The 18,567-nt window shown below is 70.4% G+C and carries 19 protein-coding genes; 2 read left to right on the forward strand and 17 right to left on the reverse strand.

All coding sequences use genetic code 11. The annotated features are described in order from the left end of the window. Positions 1-193: 193 nt before the first annotated feature. Both ACFXOM_RS01525 and ACFXOM_RS01530 read right to left on the reverse strand, forming a co-directional pair. Positions 194-1,714 (reverse strand): DUF2079 domain-containing protein, encoded by a 1,521-nt coding sequence (locus tag ACFXOM_RS01525; protein WP_384932836.1) that lies wholly within the window; start codon positions 1,712-1,714, stop codon positions 194-196. 175 nt (positions 1,715-1,889) lie between these two features. Beyond that, a complete protein-coding gene (locus ACFXOM_RS01530; protein ID WP_384933155.1) occupies positions 1,890-2,723 on the reverse strand; it encodes a prepilin peptidase in 834 nt (277 codons plus the stop codon). Between the two features lie 322 nt (positions 2,724-3,045). Between ACFXOM_RS01530 and ACFXOM_RS01535 the strand changes: the two genes are divergently transcribed. Further along, on the forward strand, positions 3,046-3,405 hold the full coding sequence (locus ACFXOM_RS01535) for a DUF192 domain-containing protein (protein WP_384932838.1): 360 nt from the start codon (positions 3,046-3,048) through the stop codon (positions 3,403-3,405). A 173-nt stretch (positions 3,406-3,578) separates the two neighbouring features. Here ACFXOM_RS01535 and ACFXOM_RS01540 read toward each other — a convergent pair whose 3' ends face one another. Next, the gene (locus tag ACFXOM_RS01540; protein WP_384932841.1) at positions 3,579-4,730 is read right to left on the reverse strand and encodes a mannosyltransferase family protein; all 1,152 of its coding nucleotides are present in this window, start codon (positions 4,728-4,730) and stop codon (positions 3,579-3,581) included. Positions 4,731-5,002: 272 nt separating this feature from the next. Here ACFXOM_RS01540 and ACFXOM_RS01545 point away from each other — a divergent pair, with 272 nt between their 5' ends. After that, the gene (locus ACFXOM_RS01545; protein ID WP_384932844.1) at positions 5,003-5,506 is read left to right on the forward strand and encodes a DinB family protein; all 504 of its coding nucleotides are present in this window, start codon (positions 5,003-5,005) and stop codon (positions 5,504-5,506) included. A gap of 291 nt (positions 5,507-5,797) precedes the next feature. On the opposite strand, the gene ACFXOM_RS01550 is transcribed toward ACFXOM_RS01545, so the two are convergent. The 14 genes from ACFXOM_RS01550 to ACFXOM_RS01615 form a co-directional block, all read right to left on the reverse strand. Continuing rightward, positions 5,798-6,466 carry an OmpA family protein gene (locus ACFXOM_RS01550; RefSeq protein WP_384932847.1) on the reverse strand — a complete coding sequence of 223 codons (669 nt, stop codon included), beginning with the start codon at positions 6,464-6,466 and terminating at the stop codon, positions 5,798-5,800. After that, positions 6,466-7,059 (reverse strand): hypothetical protein, encoded by a 594-nt coding sequence (locus ACFXOM_RS01555; RefSeq protein ID WP_385036716.1) that lies wholly within the window; start codon positions 7,057-7,059, stop codon positions 6,466-6,468. The genes ACFXOM_RS01550 and ACFXOM_RS01555 overlap by 1 nt, the downstream gene beginning before the upstream one ends. Positions 7,060-7,089: 30 nt before the next feature. Then, complete coding sequence (locus ACFXOM_RS01560; RefSeq protein WP_385036871.1) at positions 7,090-7,662, reverse strand: pilus assembly protein TadG-related protein; 573 nt, start codon at positions 7,660-7,662, stop codon at positions 7,090-7,092. Beyond that, positions 7,659-7,892 (reverse strand): hypothetical protein, encoded by a 234-nt coding sequence (locus ACFXOM_RS01565; protein ID WP_385036873.1) that lies wholly within the window; start codon positions 7,890-7,892, stop codon positions 7,659-7,661. The genes ACFXOM_RS01560 and ACFXOM_RS01565 overlap by 4 nt, the downstream gene beginning before the upstream one ends. A 209-nt stretch (positions 7,893-8,101) precedes the next feature. Then, positions 8,102-9,232, reverse strand: a complete 1,131-nt coding sequence (locus ACFXOM_RS01570; protein WP_385036717.1) for a response regulator — start codon at positions 9,230-9,232, stop codon at positions 8,102-8,104. A gap of 128 nt (positions 9,233-9,360) precedes the next feature. After that, positions 9,361-10,836, reverse strand: a complete 1,476-nt coding sequence (locus ACFXOM_RS01575) for a sensor histidine kinase (protein ID WP_385036719.1) — start codon at positions 10,834-10,836, stop codon at positions 9,361-9,363. Positions 10,837-10,870: 34 nt separating this feature from the next. Beyond that, a complete protein-coding gene (locus tag ACFXOM_RS01580; RefSeq protein WP_384945985.1) occupies positions 10,871-11,761 on the reverse strand; it encodes a DUF5936 domain-containing protein in 891 nt (296 codons plus the stop codon). A 16-nt stretch (positions 11,762-11,777) separates the two neighbouring features. After that, on the reverse strand, positions 11,778-12,719 hold the full coding sequence (locus tag ACFXOM_RS01585) for a type II secretion system F family protein (RefSeq protein ID WP_385036721.1): 942 nt from the start codon (positions 12,717-12,719) through the stop codon (positions 11,778-11,780). Between the two features lie 318 nt (positions 12,720-13,037). Further along, a complete protein-coding gene (locus tag ACFXOM_RS01590) occupies positions 13,038-14,378 on the reverse strand; it encodes a CpaF family protein (protein ID WP_384932864.1) in 1,341 nt (446 codons plus the stop codon). Between the two features lie 61 nt (positions 14,379-14,439). Continuing rightward, on the reverse strand, positions 14,440-14,823 hold the full coding sequence (locus ACFXOM_RS01595) for a TadE/TadG family type IV pilus assembly protein (RefSeq protein WP_384932867.1): 384 nt from the start codon (positions 14,821-14,823) through the stop codon (positions 14,440-14,442). Next, a complete protein-coding gene (locus ACFXOM_RS01600) occupies positions 14,823-15,194 on the reverse strand; it encodes a TadE family protein (RefSeq protein WP_384932870.1) in 372 nt (123 codons plus the stop codon). Before ACFXOM_RS01600 ends, ACFXOM_RS01595 begins: the two co-directional genes overlap by 1 nt. 30 nt (positions 15,195-15,224) lie before the next feature. After that, positions 15,225-16,484 carry a CpaE family protein gene (locus ACFXOM_RS01605; protein WP_385036723.1) on the reverse strand — a complete coding sequence of 420 codons (1,260 nt, stop codon included), beginning with the start codon at positions 16,482-16,484 and terminating at the stop codon, positions 15,225-15,227. Positions 16,485-16,490: 6 nt separating this feature from the next. Further along, on the reverse strand, positions 16,491-17,198 hold the full coding sequence (gene cpaB / locus ACFXOM_RS01610) for a Flp pilus assembly protein CpaB (protein WP_384932876.1): 708 nt from the start codon (positions 17,196-17,198) through the stop codon (positions 16,491-16,493). A gap of 111 nt (positions 17,199-17,309) precedes the next feature. After that, a complete protein-coding gene (locus ACFXOM_RS01615; RefSeq protein ID WP_384933163.1) occupies positions 17,310-18,170 on the reverse strand; it encodes a hypothetical protein in 861 nt (286 codons plus the stop codon). Positions 18,171-18,567: the final 397 nt, after the last annotated feature.

Consider the following 18,567-nt stretch of genomic DNA (forward strand, 5'->3'; position numbering starts at 1 on the left):
CCCACCTCCTCCCCCCCCCCCCCCCTCCCCTCCCCCCCCTCCTATATCCACTGTCCCCCCCCCTCCCTCCCCTCCCCCCCCGACCACGCTCCGGCTCTCCCCGTCGCGGTGCACCGCGGCCCGCAGGGCACGGCGGACGCAGGGCACGGCGGACGCAGGGCACGGCGGACGGTTGCCGGGCCCGCGTGACCGCTCAGGCCCGACGCCGCAGCAGGGTGATCCCGTCGCGCACGGCGACGACCCGGTAGCCGTACGAGCGCTTCGCGGTGTCCAGTTCGGCGAGCTGCTGTTCCAGCGGATAGGGCCAGTGTCCGCTCTTGTAGGGCCAGGCCTCCGGAGCGTGCCGGTCGTGGATGATCCACTCGGCGGACGGCCGGGGCAACCGCTTCCTGCTGTACTCGTACAGCTCCCCCTCGACCGGCCAGGTGGGGAAGGTGACGACCTGACAGCGGGAGGTGAGCTGGGGCACGAGCCGGTTGGACGCCGCCACCGTCGTGCCGTCCGGGATCAACCGGAGCAGCGTGCGGGCTGCTGCGATGTGGGGTGTCGTGCGCCACGTGGCCCGCTGCGCCAACTGCGCCAGCGGGAAGGCCGGGAGCATCACCACCGTCACGGCGACCACGATCGCGAGCGAAGCGCGGACGTGCCGGCCCGCGAGTGGGTCTGCGGACCGCCGGTAGCCGGTGAGCGCGTCGATGAGCCCGGCGAACACGACCGGCATGAGGACGGCGCTGTAGTGAAAGGCGGTACCCCAGTGGAAACCGTTGGCCGACATCATGCGCCAGGCGAGCGTCGGCACGGCGATCAGCGACAGCGGTGAACGGAGTGCGACGAGCGCACTCGGCGCGAAGACCAGGACGAGGGTCATGGCCTTGACGTCGGGGCGGAGTGCGTCCAGCGGGGCGAAGGCGAGGGTGGCGAGCAGCGAGCCGTGTCCTTCGACGAGGTTGGCGCCGTGCGCGTACCCGCCCCCGGGGTTGAAGGCGGGCAGCAGCACCTTGATCTCAACGGCGCTGCCGATCAGACCCGCGGCGGCAGTCGCGAGCCCCAGCCGTCTGGGTCCCTTCCACGCGACGTACCCACCGAGCGCGGCGAGCGTCAGCCCGAGGTCCTCCTTGATGAGCAGCAGCGGTGCGGCCCAGGCGACCGCGTGGCGCCAGCGCCGCCTCCCCAGTGCTTCGAGGGCGCAGGACAGCAGCGGCACCGCGAGCACCACCTCGTGGAAGTCGAACGCGGCGGCCGACGCGATGCCCCAGCTCGCCCCGTAGCCGAAGGCGACGACGTGTGCGGCGCGGCGACCCAGCGCACGGACGGCCCAGGCGGCCAGCGGGACGACCGCGACGGCGAGCAGCGCGGACTGGGCGAGCAGGAGGCAGACCGGCGAGGGCCACACCCGGTACAGCGGGGCGAGGACCGCGACCAGCGGGTGGAAGTGGTCCCCGAGCAGGTTGAAGCCCTCGCCCCGCAAGGGCACCACGGGCGCGCGGAAGTGGGCGTACGCACGAACGGCCTGCTCGAAGATACCGAGGTCGTAGCCGGTGGTGCGCAGGAGCAGGTGGCGCCGTACCGCCACGGTGCCGTAGAGGACGAACAGCACCGCCGCCCATCCCCACGGCAGGAGTGCGGCGGAACGGCCGGCGAGCCGGGCGGCGGAAGTCGGGGTCGTCTTCGGCTGCGCACACGGAACCACCGCATTGCCAGGAAATGTCCGCATACATCGGCATGCTAGAGGGCGGGAGAGGCGCTCCCGCCCGCATGACGGGTGCTCTCCTCCGTGTGGCGGTCCGCGGCACGACGACCGTGTGATGCTGCGGCCGCCCCGGTCCCGGGCGACGGGCCGGGGCGGCGGCGCCCGCAGGAGGACAGCCGCAGGACGGGTGCCGGCGGACTTACGGCGCCAACGCGCCGAACAGGAGACCGAGGAACGCCCCCGAGATCATGAACGGCCCGAACGGGATCGCCGTACCGCGCCCCGCCTTGCGCAGCGCCACCAGACCGAGCCCGTACACCGCGCCCAGCACGAATCCGGCGAAGGCCCCGGCGAACAGCACCGGCCAGCCGTACCAACCCAGGGCGACGCCGAGCGCGAGCGCGAGCTTCACATCGCCGAACCCGATGCCGTTCGGGTTGACCACGAACAGCACGACGTAGGCGCCGCCCAGGACCAAGCCGCCCATCAGCGCCGTCCAGAAGGACCCTGCGGCACCGGGCACCAGGGCAGCCCCACCGAGGAGGACGGCGGCCGCGCCGGCCAGCGGCAGTGTGAGACGGTCCGGCAACCGGTGCACGTTGCGGTCGACGAGCGCCAGGAGCAGGGCGACCGGCGTGAGCGCGACCCACACGGCCAGCTCCGGCCGCGGCCCGACGGCTGCCGCGAACGCCGCGCAGACGAGGGCGGTGAGGGCGGGGACGACGGGGGAAGGCCGGTAGGGGACGGGCCTCCTCGCGACCCCGCCGGACCGAACGCCCCCGCCGTCCCCCGGGTGGCCGCGCTCCGCCGGCCCCCCAGCGGAAACGGGCGCGGCGAGCACGTGCACCGCGCAGCCCGCACACCGGGCGCGGCCCAGCCAACCGCGCGCAGGACCGGTGATCGGATGCCCGGCGGGACACGTATCACGCCACGGCTCGTCCGGCTCGACGGACAACCGGTACGCGGCGCGCGGCAGCAGCGCCCCGGCGGCGAGGCCCCACACGACGGCGACGGCGATCAGCATGGCGTACACGTCCTCCACGGCGACGTCCCGGAAAACTGCCGTCACAGTGTCACGCCGCATCGCGAACAGCACCAGGGTGACGGCTGCCGGGCAGCACTCGGGAGTCACCCGTCCCTCCTTGCCCTTCCCCGTTCTTCCCGTCCGTCCTTCCGGCCGTCGGCACCGGGGATGTTCGCTCCACGGAACCACTTCCCCGGAGCTCGACCAGGCACGGTGCGGCGGACACGGCGGTGATCTCGCAGGGAGCCGCACCGATTGCGTGGGCGGCGTTACGGCCCCGTCCCACCGGCCCTCCACTCCCCATGCGGCACCGGCAGTACGGTCTACTCCCATGGGTAGATGGCGTGACGGCACAGGCGTGCTGACGGTCCCGGGCCGCGGCACCGCGGTGGACTTGCTGATAGCGGCGTCGTACCGGGCGCGGACCCGAGGACTCCTGGGCCGCGACGGCATCGACGGTGCGATCATGCTGACCCCGTGCAACAGCGTGCACACCTTCGGGATGCGCTTCGCGATCGATGTGGCCCACCTGGACAAGCTGTTGCGGGTCATCGACGTGACGACGATGAGGCCGGGACGGCTCGGCATGGTGCGCCTGAGGAGCCGTCACGTCCTGGAGGCCGAAGCGGGGGCCATGGCGTCGTGGGGGGTCCGTCCCGGCGTGCGGCTCTCGGTGAAGCACGAGCACTAGCAGGGATGGGCCAACGGCCGAGCAGAGATCGGGGCCGGCGCCGCCGAACGGAGCACCGGGCAGACGTGCGGCAGCAGGACCAGCACGTCGGCCCCGGCCGCATCGGCACCCCACGCACCTCACCGCAGGCACCGCGGGCGCGCCCCCCTGCGCGCCCCGCGGAACGCCGCCTCTCAGGGCGGCCCCGAGCCGAGCAACGTGAACGCCCCGTACACGCCGGAAACCACGGCGAGGGCCCCCGTGACCGGCACCACCGACCGCAGTGGCAGCCGGGCCAGCGCCGCCGCGGCGGGTAGCAGCAGCGGGAAGGCCGGCATGATCAGGCGCGGACGGGAGCCGAAGTACGCCGCTCCGATCAGCGAGATGACGACGATCCCGATCGTGTACACCAACACGGGCAGGGGCTGGTGCTGCTGCACACAGAGCCACACCACCCAGAACAACAAACCGAGCGCGGCGACCAGTCCGACCCCCGCGAGCGGACTGCCGCCGGTCAGCTGTCCCCAGGTGAACAGGGCCAGCGCGACACCCCCGTCGACCCTGTTGCCCCAGGCCGCCTGGACGTCGAAGTACGCGGTGACACTCCCTTCGCGCACGGCGACGAAACAGACGTACCCCACCCATCCGAGCGGCGCGAGCAGCACCCCCGCGACCGTGCGCCACCGCAGGCTCGCCCAGCCACCGCGGACGACCCCCGCCACCGCCGTGACGCACAGGGCCGCGACGAGCGCGGCGGCCGACGGCCTGGTCAGCCCGGCGAGGGCACACAGCGACCCGGCCGCGATCCAGCGTCCGGTCAGCACCGCGTACAGCGACCAGGCGGCCAGCGCGGTGAACAGCGACTCGGTATAGGCCATCGACTGCACGAACGCGGTCGGATACACCCCCCACAACACCGCGAGCAGCACGCCCACCCGCTGGCCCGCGACCCTCGCACCGACCGCGTGGATCCCCCAGGCGGCCGCGAACGCCGCGATCCACCCCACCGCCAGCCCCGCCGTCGCCGCATCGACGGGCAGGACCCGCGAGACCAGTCGCTCCAGTGCGGGCAACAGCGGGAAGAACGCGAGGTCCGAGTGGACGCTGCCGTCGGGGAGTGTCACGTCGAAGCCGTAGCCGTGCTCGGCGATCCGGACGTACCAGACGGCGTCCCAACGGCGGTCGAGGCGGTGCAGTGCGTCCTTCCCCTGGGCGGCAGCGACCACCGCGAGGACCGCCATGCCGGTCAGCCGGACGGCCGCGTACCCGAGGAGGGCGGGGGCTGCGGCCGGAAGGCCGTGCCGACGGGGGGCAGCGGAACGGCGATCGGGACCCGGGCGGAACATGCGGACGATTATGTCCCGTGGCTCCGGCACGCCCTCCTGGCGTTCCGACACCACCGCGTGCTCCTGCCTCACCAGGCTGGCTCCGCGCGCGGCGGGGCGCGGGTGCACGCACCGGTCGGAACCGCTACCGGCCCCGCGGAGAACACACACCCCGGGTCCGCGCACCACGGGGCCCCAGCTCGCCCCGTCCGTGCGGCCCCCCAGGTCCACCGGTGCCATGGCCCCGAAATACTCGCTCGACGTCGATCAGGTCTTCGCGGATCATCTCTTCGATGACACGAACTGACATGCCGCCCACCTGGGACGAGCGGGCCTCGTTGACCACGTTCCTCGACTACGTACGTGCGACGGCCCTGACGAAGTGCGAAGGCGTCTCGCCGGACGGAGCCCGCGAGGCTCCGCTGCCCGGATCCCCGTTGATGACCCTGTGCGGGCTGATCAGCCATCTGCATTGGGTGGAGTACTACTGGTTCGACGTGGTCCTGCTCGGCCACGAGGACGAGGGGCCGTGGACGGAAGAGGACCCCGACCGCGAGATGCGCATCGCGGTGGACGTCCCGCTGGCGGAACTGATCGCCGCGTACGAGGCACAGAGCGCCCGCTATCGGCAACTGGTTGCCGATACCGACCTGGAGACGGCGGCGAAGCGACCCATCAGGGACGGCAAGCGACCCACCCTGCGGTGGATCATGCTCCACTTGATCGAGGAGACCGCTCGACACAACGGGCACATCGATGCGATTCGGGAACTCGTGGACGGTACGACCGGCGACTGACGGCCGACCGGCCCGTCACCCACGGAGTGGGGTGACCGGAGCACTGCGGACGACAGGCCGGTATGCCGCTCGTCCTCACGGACGAGCCCACCGGCCCTCAGGGACGCACCGCCCACACCACCGCGACTCCGTGCGACAGCCCGTTGCCACGGCACGACCGCGGAGGGCGGCGGGCGGCAGGAGCGCGCGTGACGCCGTGAGGAGGACTCGGCCGTCACGGCGTATCGTCGACGGGAGGCGGGAACCCGAGAGCCGGCCGACCTCGGGGACCGGTCCCGCAGGACGGGCCCGTCAGCTTTGCGGACCGCTGTCCTCGGCCCGCGGGAAGGTCACCTCCACGCGACGGTTCTTCTTGCGGCCTTCCTCGGAGTTGTTGTCGGCGATCGGGAACTGCTCGCCGTAGCCGCGGATCTCGTAGGTGATGCCGTCGTTGGCGAGCTGCTGCGAGAGCACACCGTGCACGGCGTCTGCCCGCTGCTTGGACAAGACGTCGCCGTGCGCCGCCGAACCAAGGTTGTCGGTGAAGCCGAAGACCCGGACCCTCTTGGCTCCCTGCCGCCTGATCTCCGCTGCGATCTCACCGATGCGCGCATTGGCGGCGCCGGACAGCTTGGCGCTGTCCTTGGCGAAGAGCACCTCGGCCTGGAGCGCGAACTTCATTTTGGAACTGGTCTCTTCACGCCGCTCCTCGCCTCCTTCGGACTCCACGACGGAGACGATGTCGAGAACCTTGGCGGGCGCCAGGGTCGCTCCGTCCCGCAGCTTGAGTCCTGAGGCGCTCCCATCGACCTCCGGTGGTGGCGCCGTGGACTCGATGCCAGGCGGAGTGGACGGATCGTCGGCGCGTGCGTCCCCCGGGACGACGAACTGCACTCCGAGGATGAGCACGGCAGCGGTGAGGACCGCTGCCGCGTAGCGAGGCACGGCGGCCGTACTGGTGTGGACCGTGGTGCCGGCCATCAGGAGATCTCAATCGTCGCGGTGGGCATCAGGGGGATCTGGATGTCGACCTGCGTCGTCTTGTCGGGCGGAGACGGGAACTGTGCGAAGAACTCCACCTCAGAACCAGAGTTCACACCTGTGATGCCTGTTGTAGTGAGCGGAAAACCATCTGTGTCACGAAGCACGTAGTAGCGCTTCTTCTCGGTCTTGTCGACCAGCGTGGTTCCCGCGAGCGAGCGTCCGGTGCGCCTGACGTTGTTCTCCTGGCCATTCCATTCAACGGGAGCGTAGGCCTTCTTCCCCGACGTGTTCTTGAGCGTCCCTGTTACAGTGAGGAAGCCGCCGGGGTCGCGGGTAGCGCCACGAATGATGAACTGAAATCCGTTGTTGCCGTTGATTGTCGCCAAGGTTTTTCCAGCATCCGGCACGACGTTCCCCTCGCCCGCATCGTTGGGCTTCGGGTCGTCCTTCTTGGCGGGTGCAGATTCGCCGGCCTTCTCCTTCGCCGACCCGGTGTCTCCACCACCGCAGGCGGTGAGCGACAGGCTCAGCACTGTCGTGACGAGGGCGACGGCCAGCCTGCACGTCGCCGCTCCGTAGCGGATGCTCATGTGTTTCATTCCCTCTATGTTCATTCGCGGTCAGTTCTCGGCCAGCCGGACCTTGAAGAGTTCCGACATGTCTGGAAGGTCACCGTCGCCGACCTCCCAGACGATCCGGTCACACCGGAGCGTTGGCTTGGGGACCGACTCGTAGCGACACCGGGATTGAACTTCTGCCGCCGCCTCGGCTTCGGCCTTCCTCGCCTCGGTCCCTGGCAGGACGGTGTCACCCACAGACCTCTGAGACCTCACCTGAACACTGAAGATCCAACGGCTGCCATCGGGTCCGGCGCACCCTTGCAACTCAGCGTTGTTCTGCCGAGCCATGGGCCCAGCCGCACTGCAACCAGCCCAGGTTCCGACCGCGCCCCGATTGAAGGTCGCCTCGAGAAATACCGGATCGGCGTTGGCAAGTAGCAGCGGCTCGAACACGTCTCTGGACTCTTTGGCCGCTGCCAGAGCAGCAGCATCGGCCGCTGTTTGAGCGCCGTTGCGCAGGGCGCCGGCTTGGCCGACCACGAAAAACGCAAGCGCGAGAAAGAGCAGGCCCGCTACCACCGTGACGTAGATGGGAGCGGCCTGCCCTTTCTCACCAAGGGTGCGAGGCGTCAGCCGCCGAGGATCTCGCCGACCTTCGTTGTCAGCCCGTTCGCGATGGTCTCCGCCACACCCGAACCCACCAACGCCGCAATGATCAGGGCGACCAGGACGATCACACCCACGTACTCGACCGCGCCCTGCCCCTTGTCGCCCCGGCGCCGGAGCGCCTCGACCGTCGTCTTCGCCCAGCTGCCGACGTAAGCGGGGGCGGTGACGGTGGCCTTCAGAGTGCTGTTCGACATGGCGTTCCCCTTCAAGTCCGGCCGGCCGGGTGGCGGCCGGCTCGTACGGGTCCTCGGTGTCACGCACGCCTCCGGCTGCTGCGCGGCCGGTTCCGCTGGTGACGTCGGAAACGTACGGCCGCACCGCACCGGTCGGCATGGGCCTCAGGGCCCAATCAGGGGCCCATTCCCCTGACTGGGCCCTTTCGTGCGCGGCATCCCGGACGTAGTCAGCCATGGTGTGCCACCCTCCCCCGTGCCACGCCGTGCCAGAGCGCGATGGCTTCGCCCCGGCTACCGGCGCCGAGCTTGGCGAAAATGCGGTTGATGTGGTTCTTCACGGTCTTCTGGCTGATGAAGCAGGTGGCGGCGATCTGCTGGTTGGTCATGCCGGAGGCGATCAGCTCCATCACTTCCACCTCCCGCTGACTCAACTCGGCCAGCAGCCCTGCGGCCCCCGGGTTGGCCGACCCCATAGATGAATGTGCCACATTCGCTTGCGAAAGCGAAGGGTTACGCTTGGATCGGCGTGGCGGTCCAGCTGCATGAACTAAGGGAATTTGAGGGCTTGATGACGGCACGGAGGAAGCTTCACCAGGCCTATCGTGTGCGGTTGCAGATGCTGTGGACTGGTGTGCGGGGTGGGTCGTCACGGTCCCGGGGCACTCGGGCAGTGACCACTCCGCCCGTTCTCCGTCGGACGGCCACAGCCCTGTTCCGGCCGGCCGGGTGTCCACCGGCCCGTACACGGCTCCGTTCCGCACGCCGGCCAGCAGCACACTGGACGCCGAGCTCGTGAACGAGGCACGGCCCTGGGTGATGTCCCTTACGGCTGATACCAGTTGGTCCACGGTGAACTCACCGTGGACCAGGTACCCGCCCGCGCCGCGCCGCAGGGCCTCATGGACGATCTCGCTCTCGCTGCTGTACGTCGTCATGAGCACCGGCGCGAGCCGGACGAGGTGGGGCAGCGCGGAGATGCCGTCCACCCCGGGCATCCGCACGTCGAGCAGGACGACGTCCGGCCGGTGTCGGAGGGCCGCCTCGTACGCCTGTCGTCCGTCCGCCGCCTCCGCCACGACGTGGATGTCCCGGTGGCTCTGGAGCAGCGCGGTCAGGCCGGCGCGTACGACGGGGTTGTCGTCGGCGACCACGACGCGCACGGTCGGAGCGGCAGCCGTGGGTGCGGGGAAACCGGGAAGGTCGGGGACGGTGGTCGCCGCGGACCCCCTCGGAGTCGGGAGCGGCGTCTCGGCGGAGCGGTCCGAGCTGAGTGGTGCGGCGCGGGAGGACGTGTACGGGGGCACCCCGGGGCGCTGGGCCCGGTGGCGCCCAAAGGTACGCGCGATGTCGTCCGGCATGGTGGCGGCCTCCTCTCGGAGTCGGTCGGGGAGGGATGACGGGTCGAGGGGTCCGGGGTCGGTCGGGAACTTGGCGGTGCGGCGGGTGGGGCGGGTTTTGCTCCCTTCAGGTCGGGTTCTGCCGCCCATCAGGTCAGCAGCGGTGCGGTCTGCGGTTCTACGGGCGACTGCGGTTCTACGGGCGACTGCAGCCCCGACGACGGCGCTTTCCCTGGCGGTTGCGGCGCGACGGCCGAGAGCGGGAGTTCCAGACGGACTTCCGTGCCGCACGAGGCTCGTCCCCGCCCGATCCGGATGCGGGCGCCGATCGACGCGGCGCGTTCGACCATGCCCACGAGTCCGAAGTGCCCCGTCTGTCGCAAGCCGTCCAGGGTGAGGCCCGGCGGCAAGCCCTTGCCGTCGTCGTACACGCTGATGCGCAGGACGTCCCCCACGACGCCCGCGGAGACGTCGAGGTGCGCGGGTTGGGCGTGGCGTTGTGCGTTCTCCATGGCCTCCGAGGCAATCGTCAGCGCCTGACGGCCCACGACGTGCGGCACGGCGGGCACCGGTAGCTCACCCAGCCGCCGGAACCTGGCCGCGACCCCGCTACGGTGTGCGAAGTCCACTGTTCGCGCTCGGAGTTCGCCCAGCACATCCACTCCCCCGTCGAGCCCGGCGTCCCGTCTCAGGTCCGAGAGCATCTCCCGCGACTCGGCGGCGGCCCGGCGTGCCGAGCGGGCCACGAGCTCCGCCTGGTGCTTGAGGGTGGACGCATCCATACGGTCGGCCGAGCCCGCGAGGCCTTCGGCGGCCAGCGCCAGTCCGTGCAGCGTTTTCGCGACGGAGTCGTGCATCTCGCGTGCCAGACGGGCCCGTTCCTCCAGGACGGCTTCGTTGACGGCGAGGCGGGCCCGGACGTCGGTGAGGGCCTGGGTCGCGGTGCCGAACCCGAGCATGAGGTTGCGCAGGGTGCTGCCGACGGCGCCCGCTATCACGCACAGCCCGGGCAGGAGCAGATCGCTCAGGCACGCGTTCACCTGAGGGTTGACGACGTAGGCTCCCCCGATGATGAGTGACTGGAGCACGGCGAACGCCGCCGCACCGCGCCAGCTGTAGACCAGTCCGGCGAGCAGCGGCGTGCAGAGCGTGACGTAGGCCAGGATCGATTCGGGCGTGGCGACCGCCAGCAGCAGTGCGCCGAAGAAGGAGTCCACCGCGAGCAACGTCGGGTGGCGCAGCAGGACGGGTCCGAAGCGCTCCCAGTCCCGCAGGGGAACGTACGACACCATGAACGTGACGATGACGGCGGCGCCCACGAGCCAGACGCCGGGACCGTTCGCCGTACGGCTCAGGGCGAACGGGGTGGCCAGGACGATCACGGCGATCCGGAACCCGAAGACCTGCCGGCACAGCGCCTGAAGGGCGTTGACCTGGATCGGCAGCGGCGGCACGGGGTGGGGATCGGCGGTCGAAGCGGGCCCGGGGAGCGTACGGCGCGGGGCTTCACCGAGTCCGCCGCGGATCTCACGGTTGCCCGTGCGCCGCCGCAACGGACGTCGGGCACGGGAGAGTCCACGGGTGCGGGCGGGGCGCCTCGCCTCGCCCGGTTCCCTCGGGGCCATGGGGTCACCTCCTGTTCCGGTCGTTCTGCCGGGGTCAGCCGCCGTTGAGGATGGTGGCGAAGTCGACACCGGAGCCGTAGTAGAAGCTCATGACGATGAGGATCATGGTCGCCGGGAGCATGACCATGGTGACGACGAGCGTGGTTTTGGGAACGGCCCTGGCGGCGGAGCGCCGGGCGTTCTGGGCGTCGGTGCGCCGCATGTCGGTCGCGATCTGGATCAGGGTGTCGACGATCGGTGCGCCCAACTCCTCGCCCTGCTGCAGGGCGGTGACGAACATCGACACCTGTTCGGACGAGTTCCGCTTGCGCAGTTGCTCGAAGGCCTCGCGCCGGCTCACGCCCATGTCCATCTGCCGCAGGGTGATCCGGAGTTCGTCCGCCCACGGTCCTTCGTACTTCTCGGCGACCCGCTCCAGTGCCTGCCGGAAGCCGAGGCCCGCGGAAACGACGACGGCGAGGACGTCGAGGAAATCGGGCAGAGTGCGTTCGATGTCGTCGCGGCGGCTGCGAATGGCCGCGCGGATGATGACGTCGGTCCAGACGAGCCCGAAGAGCAGGGCGAGGACGGCGATCACCGGGTTGCCGCGCAGGGCGAGCGAGAGCGCGGCGGCGGCGCCGAGCAGTCCGTAGACGGCGCGGCGTGCTGCGTAGCGGTCGACGGTCATGCCCCCGGGGTTGCCCGCCATGTCGAGGCGGTGGCGCAGCGCGTCGACGCGTTTGGGGCCCATGACGGACAGGACGGTCGGGGCGAACCGCATGCCCAGCCGGTCGATGCCGGAGCCGACGACCGTGGTGCGGGTGGCGCCGACTTCGAGCGCTACGGCGAGGTCCCCGGGGAGTTTGGCGTCGGCCCGGTACATGCGGATGCCGTGGAAGACGCCGTACACCGCGAGCCCGAAGGCGGCTGCGAGCAGAAGTCCCATGGTGTGTTTCCCTGCCTCAGACTCTGATCCGCGACATGCGGCGGATGAGGAAGAAGCCGACGGCGTACATGCCGAAGGCGACGACGACGGCGAGCTGCCCGACGACCGACCCGGTCATCTTGTCCAGCGCACCCGGCCGCATACCGTTGATCATGAGGAGGAAGCTGAGCCCGAGGAGCGGCACGGCGATCGCGGTGACCTTGACCTGGGAGAGCAGGGTCGTGACCTCTCGCCGCGTCTCCTTGCGCTGTTCGAGGGTCTCGGTGAGGTTGCGGAGGGAGGTGACGACCTGGCCGCCGGCCCGGTTGGACAGGACGAGGGTGGTGACGAGGACGACAAGCTCCCTGGAGGGCAGCCGGTCCGCGAGTTCCCCGAGGGCGTCGTCGAGCGTGTGGCCGATGGCGAGGTGGTCGGCCACCCGGAGGAGTTCCTCGCCCGCGGGGTCGTCCAGTTCCTCGGCCGCCATGGCGAGCGCGGTGCGCATGGCGAGGCCGGCCTGGGTGGCGTTGGCGAGGACACGCGTGAACTCGGGGAGCTGGTTGATGAACGCCTCGGTCCGTTGGGCGCGCTGCCAGACGAGGAAGGCGTCGGCGCCCCACAGCCCGATGAGGGCCGCCAGCAGGCCGAAGAACGGGGCGAAGACCGCGCCGACGGTGAAGTAGACGGCGAGGAGCGCGCCGATCACGTAGACGACGTACTCGCCGGGCGTCACGTCGAGTCCGGTTACGGCGATCTTGCGCTCGATGCGCTTGCCGAACCCGGTCCTCCGCAGCCGCCGGTCCACGCTCCGGAAGCGGTGGCGGCGGCCTGCGGGCAGGGCGGGCTGGCCGGTCTGCGACATGCGCGCGAGGAGCGCCTGGTGCTGGGCCCTGCCCGCCGAGTAGACGTGCACGCCGACGACACCGAGGACGCAGGCGAGGAGGCTGACGCCGATCGTCAGGAGCGGGAGGTCATCCACGGGCGGAACCTTCTGGTCGGGGGGTGGGTCGGGGCGTGGTGGTGTGGGCGGATACGGGCTCCTGGACCGCGGGAACTCGTGCGGACCCCGTCGCGCACCGTGCGGCACGCGGAGCCGGCACCGCGGTTGCGGCGGTGCCGAGGCATGCGGGTGTCCGGTCGGTCCCGCCCCTCGCGGGCGCACCTGTCGGCCCGGCGGACCGGCCCGTCCACGGGTGCCCGGTCGTCGCCACCGTCCCCGTCGGCCCGGCGGACCGGCCCGTCCGCAGGACTCGGGCCGCCGCCGTGCGGACCGTCGCCGTCCGCCGTCCCCCGTCCGTCATGCGAACGCCCCGCGCAGGGTCAGCTGCTCCTCGGATGCGGCGACGCCGAAGGCGGGTGGGATCGGTTCGCTCTTCATGTACAGGCGCTCCGCGACCCTGCGTGGCAGCGGCAGGTACTCGAACCTTCCGTGGACCCGACCGTCCGCGGTCATCGGCTGTGCGTTGAACCGGCAGACGGTGACGATCCGGTACTCCTCCCGGCCGTGCGAGTCGAGGATGGCGATCTCCGTGATCCGGCGGGAGCCGTCCGCGTGCCGGGTGAGCTGCACGATCACGTCCACGGCGCTGTTGATCTGGTCCTTGATCGCCACGAAGGGGATCTCGATCTCCGACATCGAGGCCAGGGTCTGCAGACGCATCAGCGCGTCTTCGGCGCTGTTGGCGTGGACGGTGGCGAGCGACCCGTCGTGGCCCGTCGACATGGCCTGGAGCATGTCAAGGGTCTCGCCGCCTCGGACCTCGCCCACGATGATGCGGTCGGGGCGCATGCGCAGGGAGTTGCGCACGAGATCGCGAATGGTGATGCGTCCCTTGCCCTCGACGTTGGCGGGACGACTCTCCAGGGTGATCACGTGACTCTGCTGGAGTTGGAGTTCCGCGGAGTCCTCGATGGTGACGATCCGCTCGCCCTCCGGGATGAGTCCGGACAGCGCGTTGAGGAGCGTGGTCTTCCCCGTGCCGGTGGCACCGGAGACGATCACGTTGAACTTCGACCGCACGAGCCCCGAGAGCAGCATCGTCATGTGGTCGTCGAGCGAACCGAGCTCGATCATCTCGGGAAGGGTGAAGGCACGAGGGAAGCGTCGGATGGTGAGGATCGGACCGCTGAGGGAGAGCGGTGGAATGATCACGTTGACGCGCTCCCCGCTGGGGAGCCGTGCGTCGACCATCGGATTCGCCTCGTCCACACGGCGGTTGACGGTGGAGACGATCCGCTCGATCGTCTGCATGAGCTGCTCGACGGAGCTGAAGCGCATCGGCAGGAGCTCCAGCCGCCCGCGGCGCTCGACGAAGACCTGGTCCGGGCCGTTCACCATGATCTCGCTGATGGAGGCGTCTTCGAGCAGGGGCTCCAGGATGCCGAGCCCGAGGGCTTCGTCGACGACCCGACGGATGAGCTGCGACCGTTCGACCGAGGAGAGGACGGGCCCTTCGCGGCTGATGATGTGGCCGAGGACGCGTTCCAGGCGGGCACGGCGATCGGCCGCCTGGAGCGCGGACATCTCCGCGAGGTCGATCTCCTCAAGGAGTTTGGCCCGGTAGACGCCGACGAGCCGGCTGTCCGAGCCCTGTCCGCCGTGCGGCTCGGGATTGCTGATGCGCGCCCGGAGGCTCATGTGGTGACTCCCTGACAAGTACGGTGTCGTGCGTCGTCGCGTGGTCGTGCGGGGTGGCGGGTCAACCGTCGTCGGTGACGGGCATGGTGGCGGACCGGGTCGCCGTGAAGTCCCCGACACCCGGTACGAGCGACGGGATGGTGACCGTCGCCGTGTAGGTGACCTGGTCGTACCCGCCTCCGGTGATCCTGAGATCCAGCCAGTCGCTCACCGCCGCCCTGGCCGCCTGCGTGGGGTCGCCGTCGCCGATCGAGGCCGTACGCGCCGCGGCCCTGGCTCCCGTGCCCGCCTGTTGCACGCCGTACGCGGCGATCCCGAACTGGACGGCGGCGAGGGCGACGAGCAGCAGGACCGGGAGCCAGCCGAGGTACTCGACGGCGGTCTGCCCCCGGTCCGCCCGGACTCCCCGGGCCCTGCGACGGCCGGTCGGACCGCGCCCGGTCATCAGCGGTCCCCCTCTTCCCGCACCACGCCCGCACGCCCGGGGACGGTCAGCGGGAAGTCGAGGAACCCGGGGTAGAGCACGGGAACGGCCAGATCGAGCTCGGTGCGGTACACGTCCCCGTCCTCGTAGCACCGCGGATCCGCCTGCCAGGCCGCCGGGAGGTTCTTGCGTGCCGCGGCGGCGCAGGCGCCGCCTCCTGCGACCGCGCCGGCCCTCGCACCCTCGTCCGCCGAATTCCCCGCCAGCGAGAACGTGTATCCGACGAGGGCCGCCTCCCAGAGCAGGATCAGCGTCGCCAGGATGAGCGGCACCATCCCGGTGAACTCGACCGCGGTCTGTCCGCGGTCGTCCCGCCAGCTCGTGATGTGCATCGCTTCGACTCGCCTCCCGATCGCGGTGTTTCAGCCCCTGCGCCGAATGCCCAGTGCACCCCGGTCGCCCTTGCCCGTGACGCTCAGACGACCGCCGCGCGACTTCTGCGGTGCATCGGAAGCCTTCACCAGACCGAGCTCCCCCGCCAGACCCCACAGCGCCTGTTTGACGGTGGACTTCGCCTCCAGGTCCTGCATCCGGCCTGCGTCGACCAGCGGTTGGAGCTCCTTGAAGTTGGCGGGGACGACCGTCCGGGAGACACGGGTGGAGGTGATCTTCTCGATCAGCGGCGGCTGGATCTCGGTGGTGCGCACGTAGCGGTTGACGACGGTGACCGTCTCCTCGGCCTTGCGGATCTGCAGGCGGTCCCAGAGACGGACCATCCGCTTGGCGGCACGAACCGCGACCACGTCCGGCGTCGTGACCAGGAGCGTGGTGTCGGCCATTTCGATCGCTGCGGCGTTGGCGCCGTTCAGGTAGCTGCCGCAGTCGACGACGACGGTCTCGTAGCGGCTTCGAAGGGCGCTCAGGATCTGCCGTACGGCCCGGTCGGCGACCTCTTCCCCGCGTTCGCCCTCACCGGGGGCGAGCAGCAGGCCGAGCCCGGTCTCATGCGCGTACACGGCGTCTTGGAGAACACGCGGCGAGAGGTCCTGGATCCCCGCGAGGTCGACGATCGAGCGGCGGAACTGCACGTCCAGGTAGGACGCGACGTCGCCGGACTGGAGGTCGAGGTCGACGAGCGCCGCGCTCGTGCCGGACGCGGCGGCCGCCAGGGCGAGTTGCACGGCGGTGAGTGTGGTGCCCACGCCCCCCTTGGCACCGCTGACCGTGACGACCCTGCCGCCGGGCCCGGTGAAGACATCACCGCCGTGGCCGAGGTGGCGCCGCACACCGGTGGCCCAGGCAGCAGCCGTCTGGACGCGCTGCACGAGCTCCTCGTACGAGAGCGGCAGCCCCACCAGGCCCCGGGCGCCGGAGTCCATGGCGGCCGAGTAGAGGCCGGGGCCGGTGTCTGACGTCACCAGGACGACGCCGACCGCGGGGAAACGGAGTGCCACTTCGCGGATCAACTCGAGTGCCGGGACCGGTCCGATCCGTTCGTGGACGAGGACGACTTCCGGGAGCTCGTGGTAGGACTCCGTGGCCAGCCGTGCCAGGGTGTCGATCAGCGCGGTGGAGTCACCGACCGGCCCGGCGGGCTCCGCTTCCGGGAGCTGGGTGAGCAGGGTGGTGAGGGATCGGGCGGCGTCGGCGTCGCCGACGGCCGGGAGGATTCTGGTCGTCATCCGGCCTCACTTGTCCCCTTCGAGGGTGTAGGTGCCCTCTCCCGGGCGGATCGGGGTCGAACCCCCGGCGGCGAGGAGGGCGAGCCGCACGTTCACCGCGAACGACTCGGCGTACGCGACGCGCTGGGCGTCCTTGGTCTTCAGCGCGAAGGTGATCGGGACGGCCTCGCGGAGGCTGCCCCGCCTGTCGTTCTCCTTGGGATCGAGCGCCGTGAGCCGGCCGACGTCGATCACTCTGGCGTTGGGGACGATGACGCGGGACTGGGCCTTGGATCCGTCGTTCTCGCCCTTGAAGGTGGCGTAGATGTTGACGGAGTCACCGGCTCTGATCTTTCCCGCCACGCCGGTGGCGGCATCGATCATGATGGCGATCTCCTGCTCGTCCCGTTCGAGCACCGGCCGTTCGACGAACATGTCGTCCTGGAGCAGTGAGCCCTTCTTGAGCCGGGTGACGGCCACCTTGCCCTCGACGACCCCCACGTCGGTGACCGCATTCGCGGACAGCCAGCGTTTGGGCATCCTGATCTTCTCGAACTGCGCGGGCCGCAGCGGCTGGTAGGGCGCGACGTTCTCCTTCACCCGGTAGGCGTCGACCTCGGGACCGACCTTGGAATTCACGTCGCTGATCACCGAGAGCACCCCGACGAACGCCGCGACGGCGCACAGGACCGAGACGAGCAGGAGGATGATGCCGCGGCGCTGGCGTGAATTCATGGGCGGGACGACCTCGTTGGGAGACGTTGGCTGGCGGGCGGTCGGGGGAGCGGTGCGGTACGCGGAAGGCCGGATCCGGCGCCGTTCGGGTGCGCACCGCCCGGCGCCGCATCATGACCCGTGGTTCATGGGCGTTCCGTGGTGCCGGACGCCCTCGACGCGTGTGCGGTCGTCGACGGGTACGAGCGTCGCGGAGCAGAAGCCGCAGCGGTCACCGATGAGCTCGATACCGCACCAGGTGCACACCTCCCGGCGCACGGACGACACGAGTTGGTACAGGACGGAAACGTCCGGGATGAACGCGGCGAATTCGATCAGCCGGTGGGTGCCCCACCACCGCGGGGAATCGGCGGGCAGCGCGGCCTCCTGCATTCCCTCGACCCGCCATGCCGGGGCGAGGGAGGAATTCACCCATTCGGACTGCAGCTGGCCTCTGGCCACGAGGAGTTGGGTTCCGAACTCGGGGCCGGGGAGGCCCCCGGTCCCGACCTTGACCAGGTGCGGACGGGGATGGGCCAGCACCGCGAACTGCGAACCGGGCACCCATGACTTGGCGTGCGACGTGAGACTCACGGGAACCCGGTCGAGCTTGGTCACGGAGGTGAGCTGGGCGCCGACGTAGACGTAGTGGGAGAGTAACCGGGCGGCCGAGGCGACGACGCCGGCACTGTAGTGACAGATGGACAACTGCCGTAACTGGCGTACCAGGACGGCCACGCCGAGTGGTGGAAGATCCAGCTTGAGCAGGGCGATGCGGCCGCATTCCAGCACCGAGCGCACGGTGTGGAGCCTGCGCTCGTGGGCCGCCGGGAGGGATGCGGGGTAGACGGCGATCACATGACCGTGCCGCTCGACCAGGACCTGCATGTCGGAGAGCGCCGCGTCCAGTGACTGCACGTCCGGCGGAGGGAGCAGCGCCGCGGTGGGCGTCTGCCGGTCGGTCGGCGGCAGCACCAGGTCGGCGCTGGTCACGGCTATGGCGGTCGGCACGCTGGTTCCCCGTTCAGCTCCGGCCGCCGACGCACCGGCGACCGCAGATATCCCTCACTGTCCGTGCTCCTCCTGTGTCAGCACTTTATCCACGTCCCCCGAGGCAGAGAACAGCTTTCGGGGTCCAGCACACCAACGGACACGCAATGCTCACGACCTAAACCGGACGAAGCTTCCATGAGTTAACTCCCGTATCAGCGGTGAATTCCTGGAATCGTTCCCTCCCCGGTATCCGGCCACTCCTTCACCGCACTTCAGGGCGAGTGCCGCGCCCTGGGCGCCCGTCACGTCCGCGTGCGGGACACCCGTGTGCCTGCCGTCCGCGCACCCGGTTCAGGACGCGCCCGGTCCGAAGCGACCGCATCCGGCGCACTGGAGG

This window comes from Streptomyces sp. NPDC059169 (assembly GCF_042755225.1).
GTDB lineage: Bacteria > Actinomycetota > Actinomycetes > Streptomycetales > Streptomycetaceae > Streptomyces.